Annotated in this window: 21 protein-coding genes; 15 read left to right on the top strand and 6 right to left on the bottom strand. The window is 66.9% G+C overall.

Annotated elements, in window-relative coordinates; all coding sequences use genetic code 11:
* Positions 1-21 precede the first annotated feature (21 nt).
* From AMIS_RS10300 to AMIS_RS10255, 12 genes are all read left to right on the top strand, one after another.
* Entirely contained in the window at positions 22-363 is a 342-nt protein-coding gene (locus tag AMIS_RS10300; RefSeq protein ID WP_014442191.1) for a hypothetical protein, read from the top strand.
* On the top strand, positions 360-527 hold the full coding sequence (locus AMIS_RS42475; RefSeq protein ID WP_014442190.1) for a hypothetical protein: 168 nt from the start codon (positions 360-362) through the stop codon (positions 525-527). The genes AMIS_RS10300 and AMIS_RS42475 overlap by 4 nt, the downstream gene beginning before the upstream one ends.
* Positions 524-1,030 carry a hypothetical protein gene (locus AMIS_RS10295; RefSeq protein WP_014442189.1) on the top strand — a complete coding sequence of 169 codons (507 nt, stop codon included), beginning with the start codon at positions 524-526 and terminating at the stop codon, positions 1,028-1,030. The genes AMIS_RS42475 and AMIS_RS10295 overlap by 4 nt, the downstream gene beginning before the upstream one ends.
* Positions 1,031-1,086: 56 nt before the next feature.
* A complete protein-coding gene (locus AMIS_RS10290; protein ID WP_041829668.1) occupies positions 1,087-1,302 on the top strand; it encodes a hypothetical protein in 216 nt (71 codons plus the stop codon).
* Positions 1,303-1,319: 17 nt separating this feature from the next.
* Positions 1,320-4,412 carry a phage tail protein gene (locus tag AMIS_RS10285; protein WP_014442187.1) on the top strand — a complete coding sequence of 1,031 codons (3,093 nt, stop codon included), beginning with the start codon at positions 1,320-1,322 and terminating at the stop codon, positions 4,410-4,412.
* A gap of 830 nt (positions 4,413-5,242) precedes the next feature.
* Positions 5,243-8,089, top strand: a complete 2,847-nt coding sequence (locus AMIS_RS10280) for a hypothetical protein (RefSeq protein WP_014442186.1) — start codon at positions 5,243-5,245, stop codon at positions 8,087-8,089.
* 8 nt (positions 8,090-8,097) lie between these two features.
* Positions 8,098-8,541, top strand: a complete 444-nt coding sequence (locus AMIS_RS10275; protein WP_014442185.1) for a hypothetical protein — start codon at positions 8,098-8,100, stop codon at positions 8,539-8,541.
* A 9-nt stretch (positions 8,542-8,550) separates the two neighbouring features.
* Complete coding sequence (locus AMIS_RS42470) at positions 8,551-8,727, top strand: hypothetical protein (protein ID WP_014442184.1); 177 nt, start codon at positions 8,551-8,553, stop codon at positions 8,725-8,727.
* On the top strand, positions 8,720-8,911 hold the full coding sequence (locus AMIS_RS10270) for a hypothetical protein (protein WP_014442183.1): 192 nt from the start codon (positions 8,720-8,722) through the stop codon (positions 8,909-8,911). Before AMIS_RS42470 ends, AMIS_RS10270 begins: the two co-directional genes overlap by 8 nt.
* On the top strand, positions 8,911-9,945 hold the full coding sequence (locus tag AMIS_RS10265) for a hypothetical protein (protein WP_014442182.1): 1,035 nt from the start codon (positions 8,911-8,913) through the stop codon (positions 9,943-9,945). The genes AMIS_RS10270 and AMIS_RS10265 overlap by 1 nt, the downstream gene beginning before the upstream one ends.
* Entirely contained in the window at positions 9,945-10,415 is a 471-nt protein-coding gene (locus AMIS_RS10260; RefSeq protein ID WP_014442181.1) for a hypothetical protein, read from the top strand. Before AMIS_RS10265 ends, AMIS_RS10260 begins: the two co-directional genes overlap by 1 nt.
* Before the next feature lie 2 nt (positions 10,416-10,417).
* The gene (locus tag AMIS_RS10255; RefSeq protein ID WP_014442180.1) at positions 10,418-10,801 is read left to right on the top strand and encodes a hypothetical protein; all 384 of its coding nucleotides are present in this window, start codon (positions 10,418-10,420) and stop codon (positions 10,799-10,801) included.
* Between the two features lie 108 nt (positions 10,802-10,909).
* Here the strand turns inward: AMIS_RS10255 and AMIS_RS42465 are convergent, their stop codons facing one another.
* Positions 10,910-11,134, bottom strand: a complete 225-nt coding sequence (locus AMIS_RS42465) for a hypothetical protein (protein WP_014442179.1) — start codon at positions 11,132-11,134, stop codon at positions 10,910-10,912.
* 184 nt (positions 11,135-11,318) lie between these two features.
* On the opposite strand from AMIS_RS42465, the gene AMIS_RS10250 reads away from it, so the two are divergent.
* Together AMIS_RS10250 and AMIS_RS10245 are read left to right on the top strand one after the other, a co-directional pair.
* Positions 11,319-11,519: a helix-turn-helix transcriptional regulator gene (locus AMIS_RS10250; protein WP_014442178.1), complete on the top strand. Its 201-nt coding sequence runs from the start codon at positions 11,319-11,321 to the stop codon at positions 11,517-11,519.
* A 52-nt stretch (positions 11,520-11,571) separates the two neighbouring features.
* Positions 11,572-12,108 (top strand): hypothetical protein, encoded by a 537-nt coding sequence (locus AMIS_RS10245; protein WP_157434803.1) that lies wholly within the window; start codon positions 11,572-11,574, stop codon positions 12,106-12,108.
* Here the strand turns inward: AMIS_RS10245 and AMIS_RS10240 are convergent.
* The 4 genes from AMIS_RS10240 to AMIS_RS10225 all read right to left on the bottom strand — a co-directional run bounded on the left by AMIS_RS10240 (position 12,094) and on the right by AMIS_RS10225 (position 13,822).
* Positions 12,094-12,315 carry a hypothetical protein gene (locus tag AMIS_RS10240; RefSeq protein WP_014442176.1) on the bottom strand — a complete coding sequence of 74 codons (222 nt, stop codon included), beginning with the start codon at positions 12,313-12,315 and terminating at the stop codon, positions 12,094-12,096. The genes AMIS_RS10245 and AMIS_RS10240 overlap by 15 nt on opposite strands.
* Complete coding sequence (locus AMIS_RS10235; RefSeq protein WP_014442175.1) at positions 12,312-12,551, bottom strand: hypothetical protein; 240 nt, start codon at positions 12,549-12,551, stop codon at positions 12,312-12,314. Before AMIS_RS10235 ends, AMIS_RS10240 begins: the two co-directional genes overlap by 4 nt.
* A 34-nt stretch (positions 12,552-12,585) precedes the next feature.
* Entirely contained in the window at positions 12,586-13,404 is an 819-nt protein-coding gene (locus AMIS_RS40375) for a hypothetical protein (RefSeq protein WP_014442174.1), read from the bottom strand.
* A gap of 211 nt (positions 13,405-13,615) precedes the next feature.
* A complete protein-coding gene (locus AMIS_RS10225) occupies positions 13,616-13,822 on the bottom strand; it encodes a hypothetical protein (protein ID WP_014442173.1) in 207 nt (68 codons plus the stop codon).
* A 95-nt stretch (positions 13,823-13,917) separates the two neighbouring features.
* Here AMIS_RS10225 and AMIS_RS10220 point away from each other — a divergent pair, with 95 nt between their 5' ends.
* Positions 13,918-14,280, top strand: coding sequence for a hypothetical protein (locus AMIS_RS10220; protein ID WP_014442172.1), 363 nt, complete (start codon positions 13,918-13,920; stop codon positions 14,278-14,280).
* 10 nt (positions 14,281-14,290) lie between these two features.
* On the opposite strand, the gene AMIS_RS42460 is transcribed toward AMIS_RS10220, so the two are convergent.
* Complete coding sequence (locus tag AMIS_RS42460) at positions 14,291-14,647, bottom strand: hypothetical protein (RefSeq protein ID WP_157434802.1); 357 nt, start codon at positions 14,645-14,647, stop codon at positions 14,291-14,293.
* Positions 14,648-14,661: the final 14 nt, after the last annotated feature.

Raw genomic sequence — 14,661 nt, 5'->3', positions numbered from 1 at the left:
ACCCGCAGAAGGAGTCCCCGCATGACCAGTGTTGAGATCGCCTACCGGCCCGGCGACGGCGGCTATCGTGCCGTCGTCGACGGTCGTCCCCTCGACATCGCCGCGTATGTCGCCGATCCCGGTGATGGCGGCAAAGTGATGGTGTCGCTGATCGTCGCAGCGGATGCGCTGCAGGTGGGCATCCCGCCACGACAGCTGGCACCCGAGCGCCGCAACCAGCCGCCGATGACAACGTGGGGCAACCCTGACCTGCCGGATCCGAGGGCGAACGTGCCTGGCTGGCAGCCCACACCGTCTGCCGCGGAGGCCGGGCGTGCTCACACCGGCGAGCACCGGGCCCTCGGCAACGGGAGGCCCGCATGACCGGCAAGCGTGCCCGCGCCGCCCGCGTCGCCCCTGCCGGACAGGCGCAACAGCAGCCGGCCAAGGGCGACACCGTTCCCGTCGAAACCCGCCTGCAGCGGCTCGGCCTGATCCCCGAGTCCGCCCCGACTGCGCCTGGTTCCGGGCAGGGGGCGGCCGAGTGACCGCCGAGTTCGCCCCGCCGCCCGGCCAGGGCTATGACCTGCAGAAGGTCCACACCGAGCAGAATCCGGAGTTCTGGTTCCGGTGGGCGGACCGCTGGTGGATGCTGCCGAACATTCACCTGCTGGACTTCGACACCCACATCGATGTGCTCAGCTTCGGCAGCAAGTTTGCGAACATCAGCGACGACGCGACCGAAGCCGACATCGCGGTCCTCAAGGAGCACGTGTCCGCCCTGTTCGCGAAACTCCTCGACGAAGGCCGGGCCGGTCAGGGCGCCGACTTCATCAAGGTGAAGCGTCCGCTGAATGTCCTCCTCGATCTGATCGACCAGTGGAAAAGCCACTCGGGTTCCGACGAGGGGGAAGCCTCGGCCTCCGCCGGCTCCTCGAAGAGCACGGGGAGGCCATCGAAGCGGACCTCCACCGCTACTACCAAATCCGGCTCGCGGACGCGCTCTACGGTCCCCGCCAGGAAGGCCGCTACTCCCCGCGGGAACTCCTAGTCCGGATCAAATCGCTGCCACCGGAGTCGGCACTGCACCGCAAAATGCGGGGGCCGATGGGTGCGTGGGGGGTCACCGAGTTCCTGCTGCGGCGCATCGACCACCAGCTTGCCGGCGCGAACTGGCAGCGGTCGGGTGGCAAGGGAGCTAAGCCGAAGCCGGTCGAACTGCCGCAGCAGCAGCGCACGCCGAAGCAGAAACCGGTCGGTGCGGACGTGGCACAACGGCTGCGGAATCTTGGGCTGATCCCGCCGGGTGACACCACGACCTGAGTCGGGCCGGGGGTGTCATGACCTCCCCGGTGTCCAGCGGCGAAGTCAGCGTCGAGATCATCGCCGATGCGCGGCGGCTCGCCAAAGACCTAAAAGACAAGGTCGAGGCCGCGTTCCGGGACCTTGACCCGGCCCGCGCGATCCGGGACGCCATCACCCAGTCCGGGCCGGTACAGGTCCCGGTCACTGCCGACACAAACGGCGTCCAGGGACTTGGGCAGAGGCTACGGGCCGCCGTGTCCTCGGCGGTGCAGGGCGTCAAGGCGAGCGTGCCGGTGGATGCGGACACGTCCCGGCTACCGGAGCAGGTCCGTGCCGCGGCGGCGCGCGCCGGTCAGGGCGCCGATGTTCACGTGGACGTCGAAGTTGACGTTGACACGGACAAGCCGTCGCGGGCGCTGTCGGGTATTGGCCGGATGTTGTCCGGCGCCATCCCCGGCGTGTCTGCGCTGAAGGGCGCGTTCAACGGCCTCGGTGACGCGATCTCGCGGGGTGCCGGTCAGGCCGTGCAGCTCGGCAGCAGCCTGTCCGGCGCGCTGTCATCAGCGTCCGGGCCCGTCGGAATCATCGTCGGGCTGGTCGCTGGCGCTGTCGCGGCGATGGCCGCGCTGTCCGCCGCGGCTGTGGCTGCGGTGCCGGCTATCACGGCGGTGGCGGGTGCTGCTGCGGCGATTCCCGGTGCGCTGGCCGGTGTCGGTGCGGTGATCGGCACTCTCGGGCTGGGGTTCAAGGGCATCGGGGAGGCGTTCAAGGACACCGGTGGGGGCGGTGGAGGCGGCGGGGGTGCGGTCAACCAGGCCCGGCAGATCGCCGCAGCAGCCCGGCAGGTGGAGGCCGCCCGGCGGGGTATCGCCGCCGCAAATCGGCAGGTCGAGGCCTCCGAGCGGTCGCTGGCTGCGGCGGAACGCAACTATGCCGAGGCGCAGCTGCGGGTGGTGGAGGCGCAGAAGCGGGTCACCGACGCGCAGAAGGCCATCAACCAGGCGCGTAAGGACGCGGCGGAGAACATCGAAGACCTCAACCGGGCGTTGCGGGGCGCGCAACTGTCGGAGAAGGAGGCCGCGCTCGGCGTTACTGACGCCCTGCGGGAGCTCGAGGCCGCCAGGGTGACCGGCAATCTGCCGGACATTCAGCGCGCTGAGCTCGCCTATCAGCGCGCCCAGTTGGCGCTCGAAGAGGCGAAGGACACTGCTGGGGATCTCGGTGAGGCCACCGACGAAGCGAACCGGAAAGGCGTGGAGGGGTCCGACGAGGTTCAGGACGCCTACCGAGATCAGGAAGAAGCTCTCAAGGGTGTCCGGGACGCCCAGCTCGGGGTCATCGACGCCCAGGACTCCCTCGCGTCGGCGCAGGACGGGGTCAAAGCGGCCCTCGACGGCGTCAAGTCCGCAACCGATGGCCTGAAGTCGGCGCAGGATTCTCTTGCCCAGTCGCAGCAGAAGGTCGCCTCGGGCGGCGGCGGGGTGGCGAAGGAGGTCACCAAGCTGGCACCGGCCGCGCAGAAGTTCGTCAACGCGATCAAGGCGTTGAAGCCCGCGTTCGACGATCTGCGGCTGGACGTGCAGCAGCGCCTGTTCCAGGGCTTGGACCGCACGGTCACGAACCTCGGGAACGCCTGGATCCCGCGGCTGAAGACGACGCTCGGCGCGTACGCGGACACGTTCAACGGCTTCTTCAAGGATCTCGGCTCGCAGCTGTCCACGACCGAGTTCATGGACAACATCCAGGCCGCGGCGGAGGGTTTCCGGCAAGGCCTGGAGCCGCTGCTCGACGCGGTCGCGAACAAGCTGGTTCCGGCGTTCGGGCGGCTAGCGAAGGCGTCGGCGCCGTTCCTGAAGGAGCTCGGCGAGGGCCTGGCCGAGATCGTTACCCGGTTCTCGGATTGGGTGGAGCAGGGCGAACGGTCCGGCGGCCTTGAGGACTTCTTCGAGCGGGCTAGCCAGGCTTTGCGGGAGATCTTCGCGATCGGTAACACGGTCGCTTCGATCATCGGCTCCATCTTCGAGATCATCACCGGGTCGCAGGCGACAAACCCCGGCGAGTCCCCGCTGGAGAAGTTCCGGATCGGCTTGCAGAAGGTCGCCGACTACCTGGCGAACCCGCAGAACCAGCAGAAGATCCAAGACTTCATCGGCAAGGTGCAGGCGGCGATCTCGGAGGGCATCGAACTCGGCAACAAGATCACTGGCCTGTATGAGCAGATCCGGTCCGCGTTCTCGTCCGACGAGTCCGAAAGCCTCGGCGCGGACATCGCGGCGGGGATCGTCACCGGTTTCCTCGCCGGGATCGTCGCGCAAGGCCCGATCGTCAAGGCCGTGGTGAAGGCGGCGTTCAACGGCGTTATCAGCGCGGTCAAGAACCTGTTCGGGATCAAGTCCCCGAGCACCGTGTTCGCCAGCATCGGCGCCGACGTGGTGCGCGGCTTCCTGAACGGGATCTCCAATCTGCTGGGGTCGCTGCGCAGCCGAGCCGAGCAGCTGAAGACGACCGTCACGAACGCTGTCGCGGGCGCCGGGTCGTGGCTGGCCGGCACCGGCCGCAACGCGGTCGGCGGGCTCATGTCGGGGATCTCCAACCGGCTCGGCGACCTGCGCTCGAGGGCCGGACAGCTCCGCAGCCAGGTCACCGGGGCGGTGTCGAACGCCAGCTCGTGGCTAGTGTCCGCCGGCCGCAACGTGGTCCGCGGCCTGTGGAACGGCATCGCCGAACTGTCGTCGTGGCTGTGGAACCGGGTGGCGAACTTCGCGCAGAACTATGTCACCAACGCCATCCAAGCGGCACTCGGCATCAACTCGCCGTCGAAAGAGGCAGCGAAGCTGGGCCGCGGTGTACCGGAGGGCCTTGCCCTGGGAATCGACGCCGACGCCGGCCTGGTGCAGGCGGCAGCCGAACGTCTGGCCGCGTCCGCGTTGCCGCAGATTGATGACGCGGCGATGGGGCTCGGGTTCGACGCGGATGCGGCGATCACCCGCAGCCTCGCGGTGGCGGATTCCCGCACTCTCGAGGCCCGCTGGGTGTCGGGGGCCACCGGGGATCAAGTCCTGGACGCCTTCCGCAACCTGATCAAGTTCTCGTATCGGGGTGACCCGCAGTTGGCGTTCGGTAGCTAACCCCCTCGGCTTTCAGTTCTGACCGCCTGACATCGCTGGGAGCATGCGATGGTGAGGAGGAACGGAGCGCCCTTCCGCCCGCGAAGCTTTCGGGCGCCCCGCCTCAACGGGGTCTCGCCGGTTGTTAGTAGCCGGCGGGACCCTCTCCGTTGATGGTGTGGAACATCCGCACCATCGCCGTGGCGAACCTCATCACCACGACCGACGCCTCAGTGTTGAGACGCCACCGATTGCCTTGAGGGGTCGTTTGCGGCGCCGTCTTCCGTTGGCGTCGCGCAGCCTCGCGCTTTCGGTGTTTCGCAGGGCCGGTGCGGTGCTTCCGCATCGCGCCTCCTCGTGTAGTCCTCCTGCCTGGAGGGCCCTCCTGCCTGGAGGGTGAGGCTGGAGCGCTTCTCGTCTCCAGCGCTGACAGGCGAGTAGTCGCTCGGGTGCCGCCCCGACCTGGACATAGTTGTACAGCCGCCTGGTGGACCTCTCGCGCATAACCGCCCTTTCTTGGCCCTGCCAGAGAGGTACTCCGCTCCGTCGCGGATAGCGAGACGTGGTCTTCTGAGCAGCTGGCGGGACATGGGGCAGCACAGGAAAACGTGCAGGTCATTGCGGCATTCGAGGGGAATCCATGCGTGCAGCTGGGATCTAAAGGAGTCACTACTGCGTCATGAAGACGCCCACTGTTAAAGCCTGATGTTCGTAGCCTCTGGCTCGAATTGCAGCCGGTGGGTCATGGCGTGCCGGAACGGACCAACGGGGGTGGGCCAGAGCGCCGATCCGCTGCTCTGGACCTATTTCATGGATCAGTCTCCGGCTCCTGGCAGTAAGGGGGCGGGCTGGTGACATCCCCGACCGGCGAGTTCCCCGGCAGCGCCGACCTGGAAATAACCGCCAGCGCGGCGTTCGGTGCCGACCTGACCGCCGACCCGGACACGTGGACGTGGACGGACCTGTCCGACCGGCTGCTCCCGACACCGATCACCATCCAGTGGGGTGTGATCGTCGGCGGGTCCAGCAGCCGGTCGGCGTCCGCAACCGTGCACCTGCTCAACGACGACGGCCAGCTGACCGCGCTGCATCCCGGCTCGCAGTGGTGGCCGTACGTGGACGCCGGCACCCCGTTCAAACTGGAAGTGCGCACCAAGCCGGGTCCGATCGTGTTGCACACGTTCACCGGCACCCCGCAAACCAACTCAATCGGACCCGCCGACGTCGGGCCGACAATGTGGTCGTATTCGAGCCCCGCCGCGATGAGCACCAACGGCACCCAAGGGCAGATCACGTTCACCGCGAAAGACGTGATCCGCCGGGCGCGGGCGGTGGTGCCGCACCGCGACATCGACGCCACCATCGACGTCGCGGTTCCCGCCATTCCGGTCGGCAACGCGGTCGGCGCCGGCATCTACTTCCGGGGCACCGCCGCGAACACCAACCTGTGGGCGGCCCTCGACTTCGGCACCGGCGGCACCATCGGGCTACGGCTGCGGCACAACACGTCGGATCTGGCTGCCGCGAGCCAGCCGGGCCTCACCTACGCGGCCGGGCAGATGATCCGGCTGCGGCTCCTCGTCGTCGGCGAACGGGTACGGATGCGCGCCTGGGCGGCATCCGGCACCGAACCTTCCGACTGGCCGATCGACTACACGGTGACCGTGCAGACCGGGCGGCAGGACTACCTGGGCTTCCAGGCCTGGATTTTCGCGTCAACCACGAACGCGCTGCCGTACGTGTTCACCGTCGACAACTTCCGGGTGGAGCAGCCCAAATACTCGCGGTTCGAAGGCTACATCGCCGACGTCCGCACCACCTTCCTGCCGCTTGCTGACGGCTCGGCGCACAGCGTCGCCCAGATCGAACTGGGCGGGGTCGGCACCCGGTTGGAAGGCAAGGACGCACCCGAGTGGTCACCGCTGCGCCGCGCCCTGCAGAAAGGCGCGGTGGAGCCGGTTGCCTACTGGCCGCTCGAAGACGCTGAACGGTCCACGCAGGCCGCGTCCGCCCTGGAAGGGCAACCACCGCTGCTGCCCACCGGCCCCGTCGTGTTCGATGCCAGCACCGGTGTTCCCGACGACGCCGAACTGGCGAACTACGGCACCAAAAACCTGGTGTCCCTGGCAGCCGGTGCCCGCCTGGCCGGGTCGGTCACCAACCTCGTCACCTCTAATGCGTGGACGGTCACCGTCTCCGTCAACCAGTTCACCCAAGCCGTCCTACCAGCAACCAGCGAAATCCGGCTGCTGGAATGGTCAACGACCGGCACCTGGGACCGGTGGGCGTTGATCTCCACCAACACGCCCGGCCACATCGTCCGCGCCTACAACACGCAGGCCGGCACCAACACCACCGTCGCCGTCGCGAACCACAACTTCGTCGGCTGGATGTTCATCGACGTCGTCATGGTCCAAGACGGCGGCAACATCGACGTCGACATCCTGCTCAATGCGAACACGTGGGGCAGCGGCACGGTTGCCGGCACCCTCGGCTCCGTACTCGGGCCGATCTCCTTGAACCCGGACCGGGCGAACGTCACCGCCTCCACCAACCAGGCGGGCCTGAAGTTCATCATGGGTCACCTGCTGGTGCGCAACACGGACAGTTCGGGGCTGCCGTTCAAGGTCGACGAGTACGGCCAGTACCGTGCGGACCGCGGCTGGTGGGGCGAACCCGCCCACAAGCGGGCTGGGCGGCTGTCCGCTGAGGAACGGGTGCCGTTCGAGGTGACCGCCACTCCCCCGGCAGACGGCATCACCCAGCTCAACACTCAGCAGCCTGGCACTTTCGTGGACTTGGTCAAGGCGGCGGCAGAGGCCGAGTCCGGGGCCATCCTGCACGAAGACGCGTTCGGGTACACGATGGTGCCGCGGGCGGCCCGCTACAACCCGGACCCGACAATGGTGATCGACCTCGGCACGTACGCCCGGTCCGCGGGCACCGACCCCGCCCAAGTGCTGGTGCCAGTCCTCAACTCGCGGGCCCCGAACTACTGGACGGTTGAGCGGACCGGTGGGTCGTCGGCGACCTGGGGAGCGGACACCACTTACCGGCAGCGGCGCGGCACCATCCCCGGCAAGGCCACGCTGGATCTGCTGTCGGACACCCAGCTCGGCGATCACGCCCGCTGGCGCGTCCACCTGACCGCGGACGCGCAAGGCGCCACCTATCCGGCCGCCAGCATTGACCTGGCCGCCAACCCCGACCTGATCGACGACTGGCTGCTGTGCCGGCCCGGTTCCCGCATTCAGCGCCTCAACCAGCCGACGATCGCCGGGGTCGACACCATCGACCAGGTTATCGTCGGCGGATCCGAGACCCTCGCGCCACGGTCGTGGGCTGCCTCGGTGGACACGGATCCAGCTGAGCCGTGGCGGGTCGCGGTCGTCGACGACCCTGGTTCGCTGCTGGACTCACTGTCGAGCACCCTCAACGCGGCACTGAACGCCTCGGCCACCACGTTCGTCATCAAAACGGTGAGCCGGATGGAGACATGGGCGACCGCGGGCGGCTACGACCTGGACATCGACGGTGAAGTCATCGGTGTCCCCGCAGCCGGCATGTCCGCCCCGACCGGCACTGGACCCTACCTGCAAACCGTCACCGGTGCGGTCAGGTCCAAAAACAATGTCAACAAACCCCATGTGGGCGGGGCGCGAGTATCGCTCGCCGACCCGGCATATGTGGCCCTGTAGGAGGTGGCATGCCAGCCGGCCAAGTCCTCTCGGCGGCCCTACTTGCGCGCCGCGTTAACACTGCGAAACTCACCGCCGACAGTGCCACGTTCACCGCCGAAACGTCGGTTCTCACCGTCGCTGGGGTGCTGGTCGCCGGCTGGACGTACGCGATTGTCGCTGACGTCCGCCTGTCGATCAGTACCGGCACCTTCCCGGTGAATGAAACGAACCAACTGCGGATCCGCGAAGACGGCGTGAGCGGCACCCAGCTCAACATCGGCCAGTACGCGATCCTGTCGAACTCCGGTGTCGGCTTCACCTGCCGCATCCACGCGGAATACACGGCCGTTGCGTCCGGGTCGAAGACGTTCGCCCTGACCTCGCAACGCAACTCGGGCTCCGCGAACCATCAGGTCCGCGGCTCCGCAGCCGCCCCCGGATTTTTGTTCATCGAACTGCTGTCGAGCTAGGAGACCCGCATGCAGCTTGACCCCGCAGTCCTCCTGGGCCAGATCCAGCAGGACTATCCCATCGAATTTAAACTGGCCGAGCAGGCGGCGATCATCGCCATGCAGCAACGCGAAATCGACCGGCTCACCGCGCTCGCCCAGGCCGCCCAGCCCGCCTTCAACGGGTTCGAAGAGCACCGTGAGTAGCGGCGGCGACTTCATCGGCATCGGCCCGCGCCCGCTGCCCACCGACACCGCGTTCTACCCGTGCGTCATCTGCGGCACCGCGATCCCCGACAAGGGGCGCAGCATCCACGACCAGTGGCACGCCGACACCGCCGACGCAGTCATCGACACCGCCCGGCGGGTGGAGCGGATGGAGGCGGCCTGATGGTCATGCACCCGCGCACACACTCCCGCGGCGCTCCGCCGGACTTCACACTCCCCCGGCCCAACCCGAACCCGCAGCGGATGACGGACGCCCTGTGGTGGCTGGTCTGCATGCGCGAGGCGCTGGAGCCGGAGAAGTCGGAGAACGGCGGCACGCTGGCCCTGAAGCCGGGCTACCACTCGTACGGCTCGCGGCTTCCGGATCACGGGCTCGGCGATAGTCGTACCGACCATTCGATCCGGCGGGCACCCGACCGGACAGGACCGTGGTGGAAGAACTTCACCTCGGCACACGACTGGACGTTCCGCGACGCCCAGCGCGGCGACTACCGCACGATCTCGCTGTACACCAAGCGCCTGATCACTGCGATGCGGGACCCGGACGATCTGCGCCCGGACGACGTCTACGCGTACACCCTCGGGCAGATCGACAACGACCGTGTCATCGAGGGCTACAACGAGTACCGCGACGACGACGAGACCAGCGGCGACACCACGCACACCTGGCACCGGCACGACTCGTTCCGCCGCGCCATCGTCGGTTCCTTCCCGCACATGTGGAAGGCCCTGACGATCGACATGGGCTGGACGTACGTCGAATGGCAGCAATCCATCGCCCCGCAGCAACAGGAGGATGACACCATGACCAAGGACGAGTTCCTGACGCTGCTCAAGGACACCGACGTCAAAGCCGCACTCGCCGCCGCCGTGTTCCGCACCGACGGCGTGCTCGGCGCCCCGGCCGGGTCGAAGAACCCGGACAACTCACCGAACACCCACTGGTCGGCGGAGTCATACATCGCGAACATCTACAACGCGACGATCGCGGCCCGCGGCTACGCCGGCAACGCGCAGGCAGGGATCGCCGCGGTCGCGAAGCTCGACTTCGTGGACGAGAAGGCGCTCGCGGCGGCTCTCGCGCCGACGGTTGCCGCCGCAGTGATCGGGATGCTGCCCGCCGACCGGGACGACATCAGCGCCGACGAACTGCAGTCCGCGGTCACCGGGGCGCTGCGCGAGATGCTCGCCGCCTGATGCCGAACCGGTTCCTGCGCCCAATTCAGGTGGTGACCGGCCGGCACCCGTTCGAGGTGATGACCCTCGCTGCTGCCGCGCTGGCCGGGGTCACGCTCCTCACCATGCAGTTGTCGCCGCGTTCGGTGGCGTCCGCGCTGCATCCGGTGGTGCAGCAGATCTGGACGTACGAGCTGCTGATCGGCGGCGTTGTCGGTCTTACCGGGGTGTTCTGGCCGGGCACCCTGTACGCCAGCCTCAAGCTGGAGTCGATCGGGGTATTCGTCCTCGCCGCCGCCACCACCATGTACACGATCGCCCTCGTCACCGTGTCCGGGTCACAGGCCATCACCGCCGGAAGCTTCATCGGCGCCATCGCGGTCGCGTCGTGGGCGCGGGTGGCGCAGATCGTCCGGGACATCGGCCGGGCCACCAAAGCGGCCCGTACCGGTACCACCGCTGAGGTGACGTTGCTCGCCGAGGAGAAGTAGCCGTGGACGCCACGCAGATCGTCACGGCGGTCATCGGTGTGCTCGGCGGCATCGGCGGGCTCGGGGCACTGGTCGGATCGGTGTTCCAGCGCCGCAAAATCCGGGCCGAGGCTGCAGATGTGCTCACTGATACGGCGCTCACCCTGGTGGAGCCGCTGCAGGAGCGGGTCAAGGAGGTGACTAAGGAGGCGAAGGAGGCCCGCGAGGAGGCCCGGCAGGCACGGGAGGAGATGGCCGATCTGAGGACCAGCCTCGCTGAGCTGATGGGTTTGATGCGGCGCTGGCGGGCGGCGGTGCTGTCGCCGCATGTGTCGCGGGAGACGCTGATGGAGATGGTCCGCACCGACGAGGTGGGGTCATCGAACGGCAGGGCGAACGCAGAATGAGGTTTGGCCGGGGAAGCTCGGTCCAGCTTCCCCCACGTGTTGAATGGTCACCGTACCGCGCCGCGGCGAAGTTTAAGTTGCCACTCCGACCGAAGCGGGTCGGCCACCTTACGGATACTCCTCGACGGTGTAGCTGCCCCGCACCAGGCGGATGGCGTGAATCTCGTCCCAGGTCCATGACACGGGACCAGCTGCGGCGATGAACGACAAACCGTCTCCCAGCCGGTTGACGTAGCGATTCATCGTTTCCATCACGGCTGTTGCTGGCACCTTGTCAATGTTTGTTGAGGCTCCGTCAGTGGTTTCAACGCACAGTCGGAAGACGTCGCTCATCTCTGCACCTTCCCCGCTCGGCAGGCCTGCCACACCAGCTAGTGTGTTTGGTCAGCAGCTCGGTTGGAAGAGATGCGGTCCGTCAACCCAGCTTCCCGCGAGAATGTGCCTTCGGGGATGGGCGCCAGCCGTGGGTTCGGATCGGCAACCGCCATGTCTCTTGACTGATGCCTATGCTGGTCTCATGACATCTAGGCTCAAGCTGATGGGCGCCCACGAGATCCGCGCCCGACTCGGCAACATCAGCCGGCAGCGCGTCTACGCCCTCACCAGCCACCCGAAGTTCCCCGCGCCCGTCGCCGAGCTCGGCCAGGGCAAAGTGTGGCTGGCTGCAGACGTCGAAAGGTGGATCAAAGAACGGCGGCCGGGGCAAGACGGCAGCTGAGCCAGCCACGATCGAGGGATCCGCCTTGCGGTGGCACCCCACCATCGCAGACATGGGATTCACAGACTCGACACGGTCGCGTCTCCCCAGAGACGTCAGCATCAACGTCGCCGCCAACCTCATCGCCACCGCCGTCATCGTAAGCGGGGCTGTGATGCTGGGCCTGGTGCCACGGACTCCGGTCGCGATCACATGGCTGATCGCCATGGCCTGTACGACTCTGTTCACGGTCTACGTCGGGCGTATTCCCGACCGGCACTTGACGCACAAAGAACTCCGCATCTCGGCTGCCCTGGCGTCCACGACCCTCGTTGCGCTGGCCGCAGTGCTATTGACCACCGGGATCACGGAAGACTCCGCCTGGAGCATCTTCCTTGCAGGGCTAACCCTGATTGCGTACTTCGCAACGGCCGTGGTGACCGTGCAACTTCTCACCAAGGCGCGGCGGCGACTACGCCGCATCCCAGGCATGCACTGGATCGAAACGTCGGGCCAGGAAAGATTCGAGCCGGTTCCGTTCTGGGTATTTGCCAAGGATCGGGCCGCGGACGTGAGAGTTCTTATCCGCGCCTGGCTACATCGGCCATAGCCGGGGCTCATTCTGCCGGAACCGCTGCTGGCCCTGCGAAGCCTCAAACCACAGCGCGACTAGGAGCTCGTGCCGGCGGAGCCCGTACTCGTCTGCAACGTTCTCGCCGAGCCAGTACGCGTCCGCGATCAGCCCGGTGGTGACGCCGCGCATGCTGGGCTGCCCCCGGTTGTGCGCCGGCGACACGGTGACCTGCGGGCTGTTCACGCTTCGACGGTAGCGGCCACCTCAGTCCATGGTTCGCCGCGCAGCATCCAGCCGTCGATCAGCTCGCACGCGCTGCGCGGGTCCCCGTACAGTCGGGCCTCCGGTTTCTCCGAATGCCAGGCCACCCAGCGCCCATCCTCGGCCTGGCCGAGCCGGATCTCCGCCGTGCCGCGCCGCCAACACCGATCCCAGGTGACGGGGCCGAGCCGTTCGAGGGCGATGCGCTCCACGCTCATGACCGCAGGTTAGCCGTCGGTGCCCCTTTGAACTTCAACCCCTCACCGGCAACAAGCCGAGCGGTTTCTCCATCCACGTCGGCAGGTCCGGGAAGTAGTGCTGCACGGCGTACTTGTAGCTGAGGTTGTCGACTCGCGCATATGAGTTTCCTTCCCGGAAGACTCCGGGACTTTCCCGCTTGAACTGGCCGATCGCTCCTCGTCGCGCCTCTCGGTAGATCCTTGCCCGGCGGCGTTCGAGGTCGAGCAAAGCTTTCGCCAGCACCTCTTTCGGCATGCGGTCGACGAGTGCATACGTCTCGTCCAACGTCGGCTTCTGGTCGTTCATTCGCGTCGCCGCGTCAGCGGCGGCAGCGAGCGAAGCGAGCGACGTGGAATGTTCGTTGGAACCTCTTTGAAGATCCGTATTCGTGACCGTGTCCGTGTACGTCTTATTAGTAACGGACCAATCCTCCGACGTCTGGTTCTCCGACGTTCCGGGCAGCCGAGGTTCCGGAATTCCGACGTTCCGGTTTTTGGTACGTCGGTCCGAGGCTTCGGGGCTGCCGGGTACATCGCTGACGACCATCTCCGTCGTCCACCTGCCGTGCTCGTCGTGGCCGCGCCGGTAGGTGACGTATCCGAGGTCGGCGAGTTCTTTCATGGCGGTACGCATGGCGAGTCGGCCTTCACTGGCCGATCCTTCGCGGCGTGCCTGCGCTACCAGCTTGTCAACACTGGTCTCCCAGCCGTCGGGGTACGAGAGCAGTTCAAGCAGCAGGCCCCGCGCGCGCCAACTCAGACGGTGGTCTCGGGCGGCGGCATTGGCGACCGGCACCCATCCCTCGTCGGGCATGACGCGGATTACCTTCATGCGAACACCTGCCCGTTGATCGCACAGACGTTCTCAGGGCATGGCAGAATAGGGTGCATCGTGGGTCGCCTCCTAGCGGCGATCAAGAGCCCGGCCGGAGTTGGTAGCTCCGCGTCCGGGCTCGCCTTTTGTGCCCCTTGATTATCTCACGGCGAATTGATCAACGTGGCTGCTAGGCGGCCCGTTTCGATGCTCGCCCAGAGGCATGCGGTCAGGCCGCGCCGGACTCGATCTCCACAGGCTGGAGCGTGTCGAAAGTGTCGCCCAGGATCCGCTGCACCGTGCTGATCCCGGCTCTGTCATGGACCACGGTCGCGCCGTGCCACACCCGGAACCACTGACCGCGGCCCTCTTTGACGACCTCAACCCGCCAGTAGCCGTCGGCTGTCCGCATCGCCCCGATGATCCGCTCGGCCATCCATCGACGCTAAGCCCGCCACCCTGCGGGCGCACCCCCTGACCAGGAACTACAGGCCTGTAGTTCCGCACACCCTCACCCCGCAGGAGACACCCATGGACTCGATCGTCTTCCCCACCCTGCCCACCTACCTGTTCGAGGCCTCCCCCGCCGGGCTGCTTTCCCTCGCGCTGACGGTGATCCTGCCGCTGCTCGCCGGCCTGCTCATGAAGTCGTCCTGGTCGGCGTTCACCAAAGGCCTCGTCCTCCTGGCGTTGTCCGCGGTGAAGGCGTTCCTCGAGGCCGCGCTCGGCGCCACCCAGACCGGGGAGTCGTTCGACGCGTGGCAGGTCGGCTACGGCATCGCCGTGAACTTCGGCATCGCCGTCGCGGTCTACTTCGGCTTGCTCCGCGACACCGCCGTGCAACGCGCCGCGATCAACTCCGGCGTGAAGGACCGCCGCGCCACCGTCAGGTAGCGCGCCTGTCCTACTCTCCAAGATCGTGTCGGGTGGCATGCCCTGGCGAAGTCACATTTGCCGCCACCCGACGCACAAGAGCCCCACCTCGTGTCACCGCCTTACTAGGCGGCCACGAGGTGGGGCTCTCTTTGCGTTCGTCAATATCGACGTCAACCAGCACCACAACTTCCGCCGTGTTATCAACGCCGATATTGACGAACCAATGGCGAGCCGCCACCACCCCAGCGATCACACAGGGGTCATTTGCCGAGTCCTTCAGTTCGACTCGCTCACCCGCTTCCGGCAACTCACCTGGACTGATATAGCGGGTGATGCTGCGGCCAGACCTCCCATGACGAAACATGACATTGAAAAGGGTTTTCATCTGACCGCCCTCAC

The organism is Actinoplanes missouriensis 431 (assembly GCF_000284295.1).
GTDB lineage: Bacteria > Actinomycetota > Actinomycetes > Mycobacteriales > Micromonosporaceae > Actinoplanes > Actinoplanes missouriensis.
This window is presented reverse-complemented; position numbering and strand designations above follow the sequence as displayed.